We start from the raw sequence: 15,857 nt of genomic DNA on the forward strand, positions 1-15,857 counted from the left end.
TTACAAATCTCCAAACATCAAAGCGGTGAGAATAAAATCAAGCCCCAGCACCCAGAGCGACGCGTACACCACGGTACGCGTCGTCGCCTGACTGATCCCTTCGGAGGTCGGTACACAGTCATAACCCTGGTATACCGCCACCCAGGTCACCACGAAACCGAACACCACCGCCTTGATCAAACCGTTGAGGACATCATCATAGAAGTCCACCGACTGCTGCATATTGGCCCAGAAAGAACCCTCATAGATTCCCAGCCAGTCAATGCTGACCAGGGCGCCGCCCCAGACACCAACGGTTGAGAAAATGGCTGCCAGGATTGGCAGACAAATAAACCCGGCCCAGAAACGTGGCGCGATAATGCGCCTGTAGGGGTCGACCCCGATCATTTCCAGGCTGGACAGTTGCTCGGTAGCCTTCATCAGGCCAATTTCAGCGGTGAGCGCAGAGCCCGCCCGACCGGCAAACAACAGTGCCGTGACGACCGGGCCGAGCTCGCGTACCAGGCTCAGCGCGACCATCTGCCCCACGGCCTGCTCGGAGCCATAGCTGACAAGAATGGTGTAGCCCTGCAGACCCAGCACCATGCCGATAAAGGTGCCCGACACCAGAATGATAACCAGCGACAGCACACCGACGAAATAGATCTGTTTAAGCAACAGCGGCAACATCACGGCGGGCTGCGGACGCGCGATTAGCGCATGCGCCAGCAGCGACCCGGAGCGACCCAGGGCAGACAGCCCTTCCAGCCCGACATGACCCAGCGCCTGAAGGCGATCCAGCATCCGTTACAACCCCTTCATCAGTTCAGCCTGGTAATCACCGGCCGGAAAATGGAATGCCACCGGGCCATCCGGCAGCCCGTGCATAAACTGTTTGACCTGCTCGGACTCGTCGGCCCGAAGCTCGGCGGGCGTACCGCTGGCAATCACGGAGCCCCCCGATACCAGGTAGATGTAATCAGCTATACCCAGGGTTTCCTGAATGTCATGTGAAACGATAATACTGGTATGCCCCAGCGCCTGGCTCAGACGCCGTATCAGATTGACCAGCACCCCCATGGCAATGGGGTCTTGCCCGGTAAAAGGCTCGTCATACATAACGATATGCGGGTCGAGCGCGATCGCGCGCGCCAGCGCCACGCGTCGCGCCATGCCGCCGGACAGCTCGCTCGGCATCAGATCCTGAGCACCACGCAGTCCCACGGCCTGAAGCTTCATCAGCACCACGTCGCGAATCATGTCCCTGGGCAGGTTGGTATGAACCCGCAGCGGAAAGGCAACGTTCTCGAACACCGACATGTCGGTGAAGAGCGCCCCGCTCTGGAACAGCATGCCCATGCGCGAACGCACTTCAAACAGATCCGCCCGCGACAGGGCAGGAATATTCTCACCCTCAAGCTCGATCCGCCCGGCGTCGGGCATCAGCTGACCGCCGATCAGTTTCAACAACGTGGTTTTACCGGTACCCGAAGGCCCCATGATGGCAGTGATCTTGCCGCGCGGTATCTGCATGTTCAGATCACGGAAGATGGTGCGTTCGCCACGGGAAAAACTCAGGTTACTGATTTTGATTGTGAAATCTTCGATGTTTTCCATAGTTGAAGCAGCAGGTCGGCCTTGAGCCTGCCGTGGAGTTTGCCCAGGCAGATGAAAAGGCTGAAATATATCATTGCGGCGCAAAAACCGGAAATGTTACTTGGGCTGCCACGACCGGCGGACATGGAATTCCGGTACCAAGTTTGCACCGACTTCCCATTCTGTTCTAATAGATCTCCCTGTGCGTGCTGCCAGCTTGCCGCTACGCTGTCGCGCAGGCTGAAACGGCTGTTTCACCGACGGTTGTGCCTAAAATCCGGCGCTGCTGTAAACTGTGCGTACTTTATTCGTCAGCCACGACCACTTAACAACCCGCAAGGCCGAATTCGATGAGCGAACCCTTCGACTATCTCAGCACCGCACGCCGCACCATCGAGCTGGAGCGCGACGCTGTATCCGACCTTCTGAATCACCTGAATGGCGACTTCACCCGTGCCTGCGACCTGCTGCTGGCCTGCGAAGGCCGCGTGATCGTCACCGGCATGGGCAAGTCGGGTCATATCGGCAACAAGATCGCCGCGACCCTTGCCAGCACCGGCACCCCGGCCTTTTTCGTTCACCCGGGTGAAGCCAGCCACGGTGACATGGGCATGATTACCGGCAAGGATGTGGTTATCGCCCTGTCCAATTCGGGCGAAACGTCTGAAGTCGTGACCATTTTGCCACTGATCAAGCGCATGAATGCCCCGCTGATCAGCATCACTGCCAACGCCAACTCCACCATGGCCCAGGCCTCAGATGCCAGCCTGCACATCGGCGTCGAGCGCGAAGCCTGTCCGCTGGGCCTGGCACCGACCTCCAGCACCACGGCGCAGCTGGTCATGGGCGACGCCCTGGCCATCGCCCTGCTCGAAGCCCGCGGTTTCAGTGCTGAAGACTTTGCCTTTTCCCACCCCGGCGGCAGCCTGGGCCGGCGCCTGCTGCTCAAGGTCAGCGACCTGATGCACACCGGCGCCGACATTCCCAGCGTCAGCAGTGACACCTCGATCAACCAGGCCCTGCTGGAAGTCACCCGCAAGCGTCTTGGCATGACCGCGGTCACCGACAGCGATGGGCGCCTGTGCGGCCTGTTTACCGACGGCGACCTGCGTCGCACCCTGGACCGGGACATCGACCTGAAGCACACCCCCATCAGCGATGTCATGACACCGGACTGCACCACGGTTGCCGCGGGTATCCTGGCCGCCGAGGCCCTGCAGGTGATGCAGTCTCGCCAGATCAATGCACTGCTGGTGGTGGATGAACACCGTCGCCCCGTTGGCGCCCTGAACATGCACGACATGCTCAAGGCGGGAGTGATCTGATGAGCACATACACCCAACAGGAGCCGCTGTCCGCCGAACTCGTTGCACGGCTGCGCAAGGTCACCCTGGCCGTGTTTGACGTCGATGGCGTGCTGACTGACGGCCACCTGAACTTCCTGCCCGACGGCACCGAGGTGAAGAGCTTCAATACGCTGGATGGCCTTGGTATCAAGCTGCTGCAGCAGGCCGGCATCGAGACCGCGATCATCACCGGCCGCCGTTCGCCCCAGGTGGAAATGCGCGCACAGGCGCTGGGCATTACCCACCTGCTGCAGGGCCGCGAAGACAAGCTGGTAGCCCTGAAGGAAATCTGGGCACAAACGGCCCATGACAGCGATACCACGGCCTATATCGGCGATGACTGGCCGGACCTGGGCGCCATCCGCGCCGTTGCCTTTGGCGCCACCGTCCCCAACGGCCACCCACTGATGCGCCAACACGCACACTGGTGCACAGAGCGGGCCGGAGGCGCCGGTGCCGGACGGGAATTCTGCGAGCAGATACTCAGCGCCCGTGGCCAGCTCGAGTCACTTGTCAGCGAGTACCTCTAGACCATGCTGAGCAGCCGGACGCGCCTGATTCTCGCCACCGCCCTGCTGGCGCCGATACTGCTGTACTGGGGTGCCGACCGCGCGCCCACCGAGGCGCAGGCGCCGCAAATCGCCCCCGGTGGCGCCGATACCGACTATTACCTGCGTGATGCCACCATCCGCCAGTTCGACGCCAGGGGGCTGCTGCACCAGGAACTGCGCTCGCCGCAGCTGGAGCATTACCCCGAGCCCGGCGAACTCAGAGCCCAGGCGCCAGACATCACCCTGTTTAGCAACGAGGACCGGGGCGAGGTACTGATCAGCGCCCAGCAGGGCCTGATGCAGGACAGCGATGAACAGGTCAGGCTCAACGGCGCCGTCAAGGTGCTGAGCCAGTCCGCCGGCAAGCCACTGCGACTGGAAACCCAGACGCTGAGCCTGCTGCCATCGCAGCAATTTATTGAAACCGACACCGCCGTCACGCTGTTCAGCCAGGGTGGGGAAACCCGGGCCAACGGCATGAAGGCTTACCTGAACACCCGCCAAGTCGAGTTACTGTCCGATGTCGAGGGACGCTATGAAACCAAATAACACCCGCCTCTGGCTGGCAGCCCTGCTGTCCCTGAGCATCTCCGGCACCAGCCTGGCATTGCCGAGCGATCGCAACCAGCCGATTCATGTCAGCGCCGATACAGCCACCATCGACGACAACACCGGCATCACCACCTATAGCGGCAACGTCGAAATCGCCCAGGGCACACTGAAAATCAATGCCCGCAACGTTGACCTGCACCGCACCGCGTCCGGTGTCAGCCGCATTCTGGCCACCGGCGATGTCAAGTTCGAACAGCAGGCGGCCAAAGACAAGCCGGTCACCAACGCTTATGGCGAACGCATGGACTACCAGGTCAACCGCCAGGAAATCACCATCACCGGCCAGGCCCGGGTCGTGCAGCAGAAAGATACCTTTACCGGACAGAAGATCGTCTACAACCTGGAGAAATCCCTGGTCAACGCCTTCAGCGGTGAAGGCGGCCAGGGCCGCGTGCAGATGGTCATACAGCCCAAAGGGGCGGCTCAATGACCAGCACACTGGAAGCGCGCCAGCTGGCCAAGAGTTACAAGGGGCGTGCCGTGGTACGAGATGTCTCGCTGCGCCTCAAAAGCGGAGAGATTACCGGACTGCTGGGGCCCAACGGCGCCGGCAAGACCACCTGCTTTTACATGATCGTCGGACTGGTCAACGCTGACCAGGGCCAGGTACTGCTCAACGACAGAGACATCACTTCGCTGCCGATGCACGGTCGCGCCCGCCAGGGGCTTGGCTACCTGCCCCAGGAAGCGTCCATTTTTCGCAAGCTCAGCGTGCGCGACAACCTGATGGCCATCCTCGAGACCCGCAAGGATCTGGACCGCGCCGGCCGCGAGAAACGCCTTGAACAGTTGCTGGAAGAGTTTCATATCGTCCATATCCGCGACAGCCTCGGCATGGCCCTGTCCGGCGGCGAGCGCCGCCGCGTCGAGATCGCCCGCTGCCTGGCCACCGAGCCGACCTTCATTCTGCTCGACGAGCCCTTCGCCGGGGTCGATCCGATTTCGGTCAACGATATCAAGAACACCATCCGGCACCTGCAGACCAAGGGCATCGGTATCCTGATCACCGACCACAATGTGCGCGAAACCCTCGATATCTGCGAACACGCCTACATCGTCAGCGAAGGCGGCATCCTGGCCGAGGGGGCACCGGCGGACATTATCGCCAACGAGCAGGTCAAGGCCGCCTACCTGGGCGAGCAGTTCAGGCTCTAGCAAACCGACAATACGTCACTCGACGCTGTGGCGGATCCTTTTGGCGCTGCATCTGCCACCGGGCAGGCATTGAATGACCCGTTAAGCCGATAGACGACACACAGGCGGCGGATAGGCATATAATGCACAGCAACTCGACCCACTCCCACAGATAACGCAGTCTTTCTATGAAGCAAGGGCTCCACTTAAAAATCGGTCAGCACCTGACCATGACCCCCCAGCTGCAGCAGGCCATACGCCTGCTGCAGCTGTCGACACTCGACCTCCAGCAGGAAATCCAGGAAGCGCTCGAAAACAACCCCATGCTCGAATCCTCGGACGAGGAGCACGACGAGACGCCGGACAGCGATTACAACGAGCACCAGAACTCCGAAGCCCCGCAAAAGACTGCCGAGACCGAACGCGACCGCGCCAGCGCTGAAAACAGCGACAGCGATGACAGCCCCCAGGCCGAAGACACCTGGAATGACGACATCCCCGAAGAGCTCGGCACCGACAGTTCCTGGGACGACACCTTCCAGAGCAGCACGCCCAGCGGGCCTGCACGGGACGACGACGGCACCATGGAGTCCAACGACACGGCGGAGGAAACCCTGCAGGACCACCTGGAGTGGCAGCTCAACCTGACCCCCATGAGTGACCTGGATCGCTTCATTGCCACCGGCATCGTCGATGGCATCGACGCCAACGGCTACCTGCGCATCTCCCTGGATGAACTGCTGGAGCACTTCAAGCGGGAAAACCCCGAAGACTTCGAAGACGTCGAGTCCGAGGATATCGAGGCTGTGCTGCACCGCATTCAGCAATTCGACCCCGCCGGCGTCGGCGGCCGTGACCTGGGCGAGTGCCTGGCCATCCAGCTGCGCCAGCTGCCGGAGTCGACCCCCTGGCGCAAGGAAGCCATTCGCGTGGTCAGCGAGTTTATCCAGCTGCTCGGCAGCCGCGACTACAAACAGCTGATCCGCCGCACAAGGCTCAAGGAACACCAGCTGCAGGAAGTCATCCTGCTGATCCAGAGCCTGAATCCGCAGCCTGGCGCCAGCATTACCGCCAGTACGGCTGAATACGTCATCCCCGATGTCGTGGTCAGCAAGGTCAAGGGCTTCTGGACCGTTGCCCTTAACCCCGACACGGCCCCGCGCCTGCGCATCAACACCCAGTATTCGGACCTGATCCGGCGCGCCGACAACAGCTCTGACAACACCTACCTGAAGAACCACCTGCAGGAAGCACGCTGGTTCATCAAGAGCCTGCAAAGCCGCAACGAGACCCTGCTCAAGGTATCCAGGGAAATCGTCGCCCGCCAGGAAGGTTTCCTGGAGCAGGGTGAAGAAGCCATGCAGCCGCTGGTACTGCACGACATCGCCGAAGCCGTCGAGATGCACGAGTCCACCATTTCCCGGGTGACCACGCAAAAGTACATGCACACGCCGCGGGGCATCTTCGAGCTGAAGTATTTTTTCTCCAGCCATGTGGGTACCAGTGATGGCGGTGCCGCCTCCTCCACCGCCATCCGCGCCCTGATAAAGCGCCTGGTCGCGGCCGAAAGCAGTACCAAACCACTGAGCGACAGCAAGATTGCCCAGCTACTGGATGACCAGGGATTCAAGGTCGCCAGACGCACCGTGGCGAAATACCGTGAAGCAATGAATATTGCACCTTCTAATGAGCGCAAGCGTCTGGTTTAATTGAGATGCAAACAAGGCGATCTTTTCGCCGCTGTTGACTAGGAGAAAACTATGCAGATCAACATCACAGGACATCATGTAGAACTCACCGATGCACTGCACGAGTATGTACATAGTAAATTCGGCAAGCTAGAACGGCACTTTGACAACATCACCAACGTCCAGGTTACCCTGAGTGTAGAAAAACTGCGCCAGCAGGCAGAAGCCGATGTCCATCTTGCAGGAGGCAAGTTGTTTGCGACTCACGAACACGAAGACATGTACGCCGCGATTGATGGCCTGACCGACAAGCTTGACCGCCAGATCATCAAGCACAAAGAAAAAACCAAAAACCACAAATAACGGTAAACGAATACGCCCATGTATCTGCATGAACTGCTGACCCCCGCCCTTACATTCTGCAACCTGGATGGGGGCAGCAAAAAACGTGTACTGGAAACCGCCAGTAAACTGATCGCCGAGCAGGCACAAGGGCTGGCCGCTGAAGAAATATTCAGCGGCCTGATCGGCCGCGAGCGCCTCGGCAGCACCGGGATCGGCAGCGGTGTCGCCATCCCCCACTGCCGGCTCGAAAGCGCCACCCAGGCCTGCGGCATGATGATCAAGCTCGCGGACCCCATTGATTTCGACGCCATCGACAACCAGCCGGTCGATCTGCTGTTTGTTCTGCTGGTGCCCTCCGAAGCCACCGAAGACCACCTGCAGACACTGGCCATGCTGGCTGAACTGTTCAACCGCGCAGAGGTACTGGCAGCACTGCGCGACACCACCTCTGACCAGCAGCTGTTCGATACGGCACTGCGACTGGCAGAGCACTGAGCACCGCCACTCCATGATCAGACCCCCATCACGCCTTCACGCAATCCAGCCCCTGATGACACCGGCATGAAACTGGTTGTGATCAGCGGCCTGTCCGGCTCAGGCAAAAGCACCGCACTGCAGGCACTGGAAGACGTCGATTTTTACTGCATCGACAACCTTCCCGCCCTGCTTCTGCCCAGCCTGATCGAACAGATGCTGAAGGACCCGGCACCGCCGGAAAAGCTGGCGGTCAGCATAGACGCACGCAACCTGCTGAGCAATCTGCGCCAGTTTCCAAAACTGCTGAAAGACATGCGCACCCGCTACGCGCAGGTCAATACCGAGGTGCTGTATCTCGACGCCTCGGACCCGACCCTGCTCAAGCGCTACAGTGCCACCAGGCGCAAGCACCCACTGTCCGGCGAAAACACCGGCCTGCAGCAGGCCATCGAGAATGAGCGACAGCTGCTCGAGCCCATCGCCAACATGGCGGATCTGCGCATCGACACCACGCGCCTCAAGCTCTACGACCTGCGCGACAGCATCAAGCTGCGCGTCTCCCAGCGCACCGAGCAGCAAATTTCGGTGCAGTTCGAGTCCTTCGGCTTCAAACACGGCGTGCCGCTGGATGTCGACTTCACCTTCGATGTGCGGGTACTGCCCAACCCCTTCTGGATTCCGGAACTACGCGGTTTCACCGGCCTGGACGCACCCGTTGTCAGCTTTCTCGAACAGGCTCCGGAAGTCGCGGAAATGACCGGTGATATTCGTGACTTCATCGCCAAGTGGCTGCCACGCTTCAAGAGCAACAACCGCAGCTATATCACCATCGGCATCGGCTGTACTGGCGGGCAACACCGTTCGGTCTTTATCGCCGAGCAACTCGCTGGTCATTTCCGGCGGTCTGTGGATAATGTGCATGTCCGTCACCGCGAACTGAACTAGCGGCGTTATGGATAGCTCTATTGATCGAGGACAGACCCCGGCATGATTGAAAAACACGTCACCATAATAAACAAGCTGGGACTCCACGCGCGCGCTGCTGCCAAGCTGATCAGCACGACCGGCAAGTTCTCCAGCCAGATCCGTATCAACAAGGATGGCCGCGAAGTCGACGGCAAGAGCATCATGTCCGTCATGATGCTCGCCGCCAGCAAGGGCACCGAACTGCTGATCCGTGCCGAAGGCGAGGACGAGCAGGCCGCCATCGACGCCCTGACAGCCCTTATCGAAGACTATTTTGGCGAAGGCGAATAAAAAGCCGAATAAAAATCCGCCTTTACCCTCTACCCGGCCCCATCCCCCGCTGATACCCGCCACCTGATTCCGGTATACTGTCGTCATCCCGGGCAACGCCACCTGAGCCGCCGCATGCAGCGGCTGCGGGGCAAACGCCTGCAGATTTTCCCGTTCCTCACCAGCCCTCGCACAGCGCAAGGATGTCATGAGCAGTAAAGAGCCACTCTCCCCAATCGAACGCCTGAACGCCGCCATGGACAGCGGTGAGCTGCGTCAGGTGCGTCATACGCTGAACAACAGCATGCGCCCGGTGGAGATCGCTCACCTGCTGGACAAGTCGCCGCCCAAGGAACGCCAGCTTCTATGGGGCCTGGTCAACAAGGAACTGGAAGGCGACGTCCTGCAGCACCTGGGCTACGACGTCCAGGCCGAGATTCTGAGCCGCATGGAAACCCAGGAGGTCCTCGAGATTACCGAGGGCCTGGATATCGACGACATGGCCGACCTGCTGCAGCAGCTACCCGAGCGCATCATGCGCGAACTGCTGCAAACCATGGATATCCAGAACCGCACCCGGGTCGAACAGGTCCTGTCCTATGACGAGGACACGGCCGGCGGCCTGATGAATACCGACACCGTGACCATCCGGCCGGATATCACGGTGGAAACGGCGCTGCGCTATATTCGCCGCCACAAGGAAATACCGGACATGACCGACAGTCTGTTCGTTGTCAGTCGCAAGGACGCCTATATCGGCATCCTGCCCCTGACCAAGCTGCTGGTGTCTGACCCCGACATCATGGTGCGCGAAATCATGACCACCGACATCGAGCCCATCGAGGCCACGATGACCGACAGCGAAGTCGCCCAACTGTTCGAGCAGCACGACCTGATTTCAGCGCCGGTGGTTGACGAACATGGCAACCTGCTGGGGCGTATTACCATCGATGACGTGGTCGATGTTATCCGCGAGGATGCCGACCACTCCCTGATGGGCATGGCAGGCCTGGGGGAAGATGCCGACACCTTTGCACCGCTGATGCGTACGACCCGCAACCGTGCCATCTGGCTGGGTGTGAACTTGCTCACCGCCTTTATTGCTTCGGCGGTGATCGGGGTGTTTGAAGACACCATCGAGAAGGTGGTGGCCCTGGCCGTACTGATGCCGATCGTCGCCTCCATGGGGGGCATCGCCGGCAGCCAGACGCTAACCCTGGTGATTCGCGGCCAGGCACTGGGACACCTGGAGCGCAGCAATATCGGCTGGCTGCTCAACCGCGAGTTGGTTGCCGGCGCCCTCAACGGCCTGCTCTGGGCCGCCGTCGTCGCCGCCGTCGCCATTATCTGGTTTCAGGATTTCTATATCGGTGGCATTATCGCCGCTGCCATCGTGATCAACCTGATCGCCGGCGCCCTGGCCGGCACCCTGCTGCCCATCGGCCTCAAGGCTGCCGGCATAGACCCGGCCCTGGCTGGCAGCGTGCTGCTCACCACCATTACCGACGTTGTAGGCTTCTTCGCCTTCCTCGGACTGGCGACCTACTTTTACAGCTAAAGAATCGACCCATGACTAACGAAGAAGATTTTGAACAGCTAGACCCCGCCGACCAGGACGAAGAGTGGGTCAGCAAGAGCCAGGTCAAGCGCGAGATGAACGCACTGCAAGACCTCGGTAAAAAACTGGTCGCCCTGAACAAGGATCAGCTGGCCAAGGTGCCGCTGGACGAGACCCTGCGCGAGGCCATTGATGAGTGCCGCCGCCTTAAAAAGGGCGAGGCTATCCGTCGCCAGCTGCAGTACATTGGCCGCCTGATGCGCCTGGCAGACAGCGATGCCATCAGCCAGACACTGGACAGCTTCGAAGCCGGCAAGCAGGCCCACGACGCCCACTTCCATCGTCTGGAGCGCTGGCGCGACCGCCTGATCAACGGCACACCGAGCGATCTGACCGACTATGTAGCGGCCTTTCCAGGCGCCGATGTCCAGCATCTGCGCCAGCTGGTGCGCAATGCGCAAAAGGAGGCGCAGCAGCAGAAACCGCCGGCCAGCGCCCGCAAGCTCTTCAAGTACCTGCGCGAACTGGCAGAAGAGCCGGGCTGAGCCAGCCCCAGCGCTCGCCTAAAAAAGCCGGAGCTGCCATTGCAGCCCCGGCTTTTTGTTATTCAAGCTCCGTCAACGGCCGATAACGGCCCGGTGTCGATGCTCGCTCACCGGCATGCGCTGGCGTATGCGCTTTAACTCGGCAAGATCGATATCCACACAGCACCAGCCCTCCCCCTGCGCCAGCGACCCGGCGACCCGGCCCCAGGGGTCAACCACCATGGAGTGCCCCCAGGTTTCGCGGCCATTGCCATGCTGGCCACCCTGGTTGGCTCCCAGCAGGTAACACTGGAACTCCACCGCCCGGGCACGCAACAGCAATTCCCAGTGCGCCTGTCCGGTGACTGCGGTAAAGGCCGACGGCACACTGATCAGCTCGGCTCCGGCATCGCGCAGACGCTGGTAGTGATCGGCAAAACGCAGGTCATAGCAGATACTCAATCCAAGGCGCCCACAGGGCGTATCCACCAGCACCACTTGCTCGCCGGGCTCGATGTAATCGGACTCGCGGTAGCTTTTCTGGGCATCCGCCACATCGACATCGAACAGGTGGCGCTTGTCGTAGCGCGCTCGCTGCTGACCGCGGTCATCGAATACCAGGCAGGCGGAACGCACCCGTCCGCCGGAGAGCTCGCTGCCATTCTCGCGCTGCACAAGCGGCACCGAGCCCGCCACCAGCCAGATACCGGCATCCGCCGCCAGGGCACCCAGACGCTGCTGCAACTCGCCACGCCCCTGCTGCTGCGCCAGCGTACGCAGGTTGGCCGAGTCGAACAGGGCAAAGTTTTCCGGCAGCACCACCAAGCGCGCCCCCTCGGCGGCTGCACCCTGCACCAGCCGCTGCGCCGTGGCGAAATTCGCCTCGAACCCGGGCCCGGACACCATCTGAATCACCGCGCATTTCGACATTTTCTACCCCTCACTGCCGCCAACACCCATTGCCATAACAGGGCTACTCGGAGGACTGCGAACGCATGACCGATACCTCGGGATCATTCCAGTCGCCGGAGACCCGGTAGCGAATCGTGGTCACCTTTTCCAGCTTGTCGCCGATCAGCTTGTCGATCAGAAACACGGCACCGGCCACCTGGGGCGCCCCCAGCAACACCGCCGCCAGCGGAATATTGCTGGTCAGCGGCAACGTAACCTCCATGTCCTGCTCGACAGTTTCGGCCAGCAGGTCCAGCCTGCCGGTCATGGTCATGTCAGCCGAGGGCCCCTGCAGGCGCAGGGGTTCCAGGGTTCGGGCCTGACCGCGCTCAAAGCGGTAGCGCCCCGACAGGCTGTCATAGGCCAGCCCGCTTCTGAGCAGGTCGGAGAAATCCAGCTTGAAGCGTCGCGCCAGGCTGTTGAGGTTCAGAATACCGAAAATACGCAGGATATTGCTCGCCCCGCCGCTTTCGATAATGCGCCCGTCCTCAAGCCTGAAGGCCAGCTCGCCCTGCGCCTGGGCCAGGGAAATATCCCAGGGACGGCGCATCCAGCCCAGTTGCAGGTAAGCATCGGTACTATCGGATGTGAGCACACGGCCTCCGCCCCAGGCCTCCATCAGGGTGCCGATATCCCCGCCCTGCAGCTTGAGCGTCAGCTCCGTGCTGATCGCCGGCGATTCGCGCCAGCTGCCTTCACCCCGCACATCCAGGCCGCCAATATGGCCCTCTACCGCTTCGAACGCCAGCCGCCCGGGCTGCGGACGCAGCGCGAACTGCCACTGCCCAAGGTTACGCGCCCCCAGGCTCAGGCTGCTGATACTGACATCCACGGCAGGCATGCCACTGAGGTCAATCGGCTCCGGCGTTGCCGCGCTATCCTCGCTCGAGGGCGACGCCGCCTCAGGCTCGGGCAGGTTGAGCGTCTTGACCTGCAAGCGGTATGGCAGTCCCGGCTGCGCGGGCCAGCCCAAAGTCGCATCCAGCTCTGCGGTCTGCACAAACAGCTGCCAGGGCTCTGTCGCCAGGTGCACACTGGCCTGGGCAAACAGCATGCCGCGTACATCCAGCTGACCGACCTGCACATCCAGTGCCCGCAGCGCCAGGTCGCCCGTGGCGGTCGCCGCGGGGGCTGAGGCACCGGCAAGACTCGCCTGCCAGCCCTGCTGCTGCGCGAACGCCTCCAGCTCATCGGTACTGATCGCCTCGATGCGCCCATCCACCCAGAGCCCGCCGGCCGGTGGCAGGTCGGGGCGGGCACCACCGAAGGTAATGCGCCCGCGTCCCGCCAGCGGCGGCACCAGGTCGAAGACCCCGCGCAGGCGTTCATCGTAGTTCAGGCGCAGCGTCCCCTCGTTCAGGCCCACCACCACCGACAGCGACCGGGGTTCGGCGGCCGGCTTGCCCAGAAAACCCGGCCAGGGCACGGCGACACCGGCCAGATCGCTGGTGATGACCAGCCGGTTGCAGTCCTGGGCACCGTTGCACAGATCCAGCCGGGCGTTGTAGGCCGCCTTGCCGCTGAGACCTTGCAGAATGTCCAGCTCGCTCCAGTCGGCCAGCTGCGCCATGGGTAACTCACCGGCAAGGCTGACACGGGTGCGCCAGGGAGTTGTACCCGGCGTGCTGATCTGGGCTCGCACCGGCTCGCCCTGCATGCGGCCATCCAGCCGTTCCGCGCGCAACCCCTTCGATGTGCTGTAATGCAGGTCGCCGTGCAGGTCGGAAAAGGCCAGGCGCAGGGATTCGGATGCCAGGGTCCCGCTGGCCAGGCGTGTCGCCACGCCAACACGGGGCAGCGGCGTTGCGGCCAGCGGGATCTGCAGGCGCAGTGCGGTCTGGGCCGGACCCCTGAGTTCCCACTGCGCCAGCTCGTCCCCCACCAGGGGGCGCAACGGAGATTCCATCAGCAGACGGTGAATATCGGCGGCATCTCCGCTCAGTTGCCCGTCGATCTGCAGTGGTGCATCCGGCCCCGGCAAGTAAACCCTGGCATGCTCGACGTTCGACGCCATCAACCGGCCTTCTTCGACCTCCACCAGCAGCGCACGGTCACGCAGCATGACGAAAGCCCGGGCAGCCTCCACCGCCGGCCAGCCAGGCTGATAGGCCATGTCCGCCTGATCCACGTCGAAGAACATCTGCACCGTTGGCGCCACGCCATCTCCCAGCCGCCGCGTGCCACCGTGCAGCAGGAAGCCGCCCTGGCGCAGACGCCCACCCTGAATCGCACCGGCCAGCCAGTCGTACAGGCTGCGTCCCACCTCGTCCGGCGGCACGTAGTTGGCGGTTTGCAGGGCGTCACTGTCGGTCATGCCAATCATGAGCGTGAGCTCGGTCTGCTCTTCGTGCTGGTAGGGCAAGCGCATGCTGAAGCGCCCCGCCGCGGATACGGACGCATTGTTGAGATGCAGCAACTCGCTGCCGATCACGACGGCATCCGGCTCCAGCGACCAGCGCACGATGCCATCGGCCTGGTCGTAAGCCCAGCCACGGTCATAGAGGTCAGGAAAGAACAGCTCAAAATCAGTGGAGTCCAGGTGCAGGCGGCCACCGCGCAGATTCGCCTCCAGGCGCCCGCTGACGCCACTGACACGGGGCGCCCCCCAGGCGGCTTCGCTCGACAGCCGCGCCAGATCAGCCTGCAGTTCAAACCCGCTCCAGTCATCATTCTGCGGCCAGTCGGCGCGAAAGCGGGTCAGCAGGCCCGCGGGCGCCAGTGGCAGCAAGGCCGCCTTGAGCCCCTCGGGAACAAAGGGCTGACTTTGTACCCAGAGCCCCAGCGGAGCCAGCTCAAGGCCGGAACCGGCGATCTGCGCCGGTTTAAGCTGCCCGTCCTGCCACAGTGCCTCCAGCAGCAACTGGGGCACGGCAAGGACGGCACCGGCACTGCTCAGTGCCAGCCGGTTGAGCTGCAACTGGTAGCGCTCGCCACTGCGCAGCAACGCGAAATCGGTACGGGCATCGCTGATGTCGGGCACGCCGGGCGATGCAGCGGAGAATTCCGCCACATCAACAGAGCCCTGCAGACTGTCCAGCCGGCCGGCCGAAACGCGCCCCCAGAATTCGGTACTGGCGCGCAACCGCTCGACCTGGACCGGCAGCAGCTCCAGGTTCAACAGATCCGGGCCCAGCTCATCCAGTGACAGGTAGAAATCGTATCGGGCTTGCAGCAGGTCCTCGGCGGCACCGCGGGTTTCGATGGCAAAACGCACCCCACCCTTGTCGCCGGCCGCCGGTAATACCAGGTCACCACTCAGCTGATGCTCGCTCGCACTGTTGTTCAACAGCAGCCGCGGCGCCCTGAGGACTCGCGGCGTCCCCGACTCGGGCAGGAGGGTTAACTCGACATCGGAAATCGAGACCGCCGGCTGGATCATCGCCAGCGCCAGCATCCGGTTCCAGGCGTCCGCCTTGAGGCCGCTGCCGCCCTCGCCTGCGCCAGGGCGGTGCAACCAGCGCCCGTCCCGCTCGCGCCAGGTCAGCTGCAGACCACTTAGCTGCGCCTGGCGAAATACCGGCACAAGGTGAGTCAGGGAGGACAGCAGGTCGAGCTCAATACTGATGGAATCGACATAAGCGCGGACTTCGGGCCCGGCATCGGTGTCCGCAAACACACGCAGGCCGCGGATGGACAGCTGCGGCGAAGCACCATCCCACTGCCCCTGGATCGCGTCCATGTCCAGCGGTACGCCAAGCTGCTCGCTGAGCAGCCCGACCAGTTCCTCGCGATATTCGCTGACCGCAGGCAGAAACTGGCGCGTCAGCGTCACCAGCAGGGCGAGCAGCAACAGCAGACCGGCACTGAACCAGCCCAGCCCACCCAGCACCCGCCCCAGTCTGATGTTCACGCCGCGCTCC

The 15,857-nt window shown here is 62.2% G+C and carries 16 protein-coding genes; 12 read left to right on the top strand and 4 right to left on the bottom strand.

The features are described 5' to 3' along the window. Together mlaE and KDW95_RS10355 are read right to left on the bottom strand one after the other, a co-directional pair. The gene (mlaE, locus tag KDW95_RS10350; protein ID WP_255856194.1) at positions 1-783 is read right to left on the bottom strand and encodes a lipid asymmetry maintenance ABC transporter permease subunit MlaE; all 783 of its coding nucleotides are present in this window, start codon (positions 781-783) and stop codon (positions 1-3) included. Positions 784-786: 3 nt separating this feature from the next. Further along, the gene (locus tag KDW95_RS10355; RefSeq protein ID WP_255856195.1) at positions 787-1,596 is read right to left on the bottom strand and encodes an ATP-binding cassette domain-containing protein; all 810 of its coding nucleotides are present in this window, start codon (positions 1,594-1,596) and stop codon (positions 787-789) included. A 329-nt stretch (positions 1,597-1,925) separates the two neighbouring features. Between KDW95_RS10355 and KDW95_RS10360 the strand changes: the two genes are divergently transcribed. From KDW95_RS10360 to yjgA, 12 genes are all read left to right on the top strand, one after another. Next, positions 1,926-2,900, top strand: a complete 975-nt coding sequence (locus tag KDW95_RS10360; protein WP_255856196.1) for a KpsF/GutQ family sugar-phosphate isomerase — start codon at positions 1,926-1,928, stop codon at positions 2,898-2,900. Beyond that, the gene (locus KDW95_RS10365) at positions 2,900-3,451 is read left to right on the top strand and encodes an HAD family hydrolase (protein WP_255856197.1); all 552 of its coding nucleotides are present in this window, start codon (positions 2,900-2,902) and stop codon (positions 3,449-3,451) included. The genes KDW95_RS10360 and KDW95_RS10365 overlap by 1 nt, the downstream gene beginning before the upstream one ends. 3 nt (positions 3,452-3,454) lie before the next feature. Next, on the top strand, positions 3,455-4,021 hold the full coding sequence (gene lptC, locus KDW95_RS10370; protein ID WP_255856198.1) for an LPS export ABC transporter periplasmic protein LptC: 567 nt from the start codon (positions 3,455-3,457) through the stop codon (positions 4,019-4,021). Next, on the top strand, positions 4,008-4,514 hold the full coding sequence (gene lptA, locus KDW95_RS10375; protein WP_255856199.1) for a lipopolysaccharide transport periplasmic protein LptA: 507 nt from the start codon (positions 4,008-4,010) through the stop codon (positions 4,512-4,514). The genes lptC and lptA overlap by 14 nt, the downstream gene beginning before the upstream one ends. Continuing rightward, a complete protein-coding gene (gene lptB / locus KDW95_RS10380) occupies positions 4,511-5,239 on the top strand; it encodes an LPS export ABC transporter ATP-binding protein (RefSeq protein ID WP_255856200.1) in 729 nt (242 codons plus the stop codon). The genes lptA and lptB overlap by 4 nt, the downstream gene beginning before the upstream one ends. A gap of 167 nt (positions 5,240-5,406) precedes the next feature. After that, entirely contained in the window at positions 5,407-6,927 is a 1,521-nt protein-coding gene (locus KDW95_RS10385; RefSeq protein WP_255856201.1) for an RNA polymerase factor sigma-54, read from the top strand. A 51-nt stretch (positions 6,928-6,978) separates the two neighbouring features. Continuing rightward, positions 6,979-7,269, top strand: coding sequence for a ribosome hibernation promoting factor (gene hpf, locus KDW95_RS10390; RefSeq protein WP_020683102.1), 291 nt, complete (start codon positions 6,979-6,981; stop codon positions 7,267-7,269). 18 nt (positions 7,270-7,287) lie between these two features. Continuing rightward, positions 7,288-7,746 carry a PTS IIA-like nitrogen regulatory protein PtsN gene (gene ptsN / locus KDW95_RS10395; protein ID WP_255856202.1) on the top strand — a complete coding sequence of 153 codons (459 nt, stop codon included), beginning with the start codon at positions 7,288-7,290 and terminating at the stop codon, positions 7,744-7,746. A 66-nt stretch (positions 7,747-7,812) separates the two neighbouring features. Continuing rightward, on the top strand, positions 7,813-8,673 hold the full coding sequence (gene rapZ, locus KDW95_RS10400; protein ID WP_255856203.1) for an RNase adapter RapZ: 861 nt from the start codon (positions 7,813-7,815) through the stop codon (positions 8,671-8,673). Between the two features lie 42 nt (positions 8,674-8,715). Continuing rightward, the gene (locus KDW95_RS10405; protein WP_255856204.1) at positions 8,716-8,985 is read left to right on the top strand and encodes an HPr family phosphocarrier protein; all 270 of its coding nucleotides are present in this window, start codon (positions 8,716-8,718) and stop codon (positions 8,983-8,985) included. A gap of 187 nt (positions 8,986-9,172) precedes the next feature. Further along, positions 9,173-10,522, top strand: coding sequence for a magnesium transporter (gene mgtE / locus KDW95_RS10410; RefSeq protein WP_255856205.1), 1,350 nt, complete (start codon positions 9,173-9,175; stop codon positions 10,520-10,522). Between the two features lie 11 nt (positions 10,523-10,533). Continuing rightward, positions 10,534-11,067, top strand: coding sequence for a ribosome biogenesis factor YjgA (gene yjgA / locus KDW95_RS10415; protein ID WP_255856206.1), 534 nt, complete (start codon positions 10,534-10,536; stop codon positions 11,065-11,067). 72 nt (positions 11,068-11,139) lie between these two features. On the opposite strand, the gene KDW95_RS10420 is transcribed toward yjgA, so the two are convergent. After that, on the bottom strand, positions 11,140-11,976 hold the full coding sequence (locus KDW95_RS10420) for a carbon-nitrogen hydrolase family protein (RefSeq protein ID WP_255856207.1): 837 nt from the start codon (positions 11,974-11,976) through the stop codon (positions 11,140-11,142). Between the two features lie 43 nt (positions 11,977-12,019). Further along, positions 12,020-15,847, bottom strand: coding sequence for a YhdP family protein (locus KDW95_RS10425; RefSeq protein WP_255856208.1), 3,828 nt, complete (start codon positions 15,845-15,847; stop codon positions 12,020-12,022). Positions 15,848-15,857 lie beyond the last annotated feature (10 nt).

It is taken from the genome of Marinobacterium rhizophilum (genome assembly GCF_024397915.1).
Classification (GTDB): Bacteria; Pseudomonadota; Gammaproteobacteria; order Pseudomonadales; family Balneatricaceae; genus Marinobacterium_A; species Marinobacterium_A rhizophilum_A.

What these genes read in the sequence shown, in the direction of transcription:
- hpf (WP_020683102.1), top strand. Translation starts at nt 6,979, where the DNA reads ATGCAGATCAACATCACAGGACATCATGTAGAACTCACCGATGCACTG.
- lptA (WP_255856199.1), top strand. Translation starts at nt 4,008, where the DNA reads ATGAAACCAAATAACACCCGCCTCTGGCTGGCAGCCCTGCTGTCCCTG.
- rapZ (WP_255856203.1), top strand. Translation starts at nt 7,813, where the DNA reads ATGAAACTGGTTGTGATCAGCGGCCTGTCCGGCTCAGGCAAAAGCACC.
- KDW95_RS10360 (WP_255856196.1), top strand. Translation starts at nt 1,926, where the DNA reads ATGAGCGAACCCTTCGACTATCTCAGCACCGCACGCCGCACCATCGAG.
- mlaE (WP_255856194.1), bottom strand. Translation starts at nt 783, where the DNA reads ATGCTGGATCGCCTTCAGGCGCTGGGTCATGTCGGGCTGGAAGGGCTG.
- KDW95_RS10355 (WP_255856195.1), bottom strand. Translation starts at nt 1,596, where the DNA reads ATGGAAAACATCGAAGATTTCACAATCAAAATCAGTAACCTGAGTTTT.
- KDW95_RS10405 (WP_255856204.1), top strand. Translation starts at nt 8,716, where the DNA reads ATGATTGAAAAACACGTCACCATAATAAACAAGCTGGGACTCCACGCG.
- lptB (WP_255856200.1), top strand. Translation starts at nt 4,511, where the DNA reads ATGACCAGCACACTGGAAGCGCGCCAGCTGGCCAAGAGTTACAAGGGG.
- mgtE (WP_255856205.1), top strand. Translation starts at nt 9,173, where the DNA reads ATGAGCAGTAAAGAGCCACTCTCCCCAATCGAACGCCTGAACGCCGCC.
- KDW95_RS10420 (WP_255856207.1), bottom strand. Translation starts at nt 11,976, where the DNA reads ATGTCGAAATGCGCGGTGATTCAGATGGTGTCCGGGCCCGGGTTCGAG.
- ptsN (WP_255856202.1), top strand. Translation starts at nt 7,288, where the DNA reads ATGTATCTGCATGAACTGCTGACCCCCGCCCTTACATTCTGCAACCTG.
- lptC (WP_255856198.1), top strand. Translation starts at nt 3,455, where the DNA reads ATGCTGAGCAGCCGGACGCGCCTGATTCTCGCCACCGCCCTGCTGGCG.
- yjgA (WP_255856206.1), top strand. Translation starts at nt 10,534, where the DNA reads ATGACTAACGAAGAAGATTTTGAACAGCTAGACCCCGCCGACCAGGAC.
- KDW95_RS10385 (WP_255856201.1), top strand. Translation starts at nt 5,407, where the DNA reads ATGAAGCAAGGGCTCCACTTAAAAATCGGTCAGCACCTGACCATGACC.
- KDW95_RS10365 (WP_255856197.1), top strand. Translation starts at nt 2,900, where the DNA reads ATGAGCACATACACCCAACAGGAGCCGCTGTCCGCCGAACTCGTTGCA.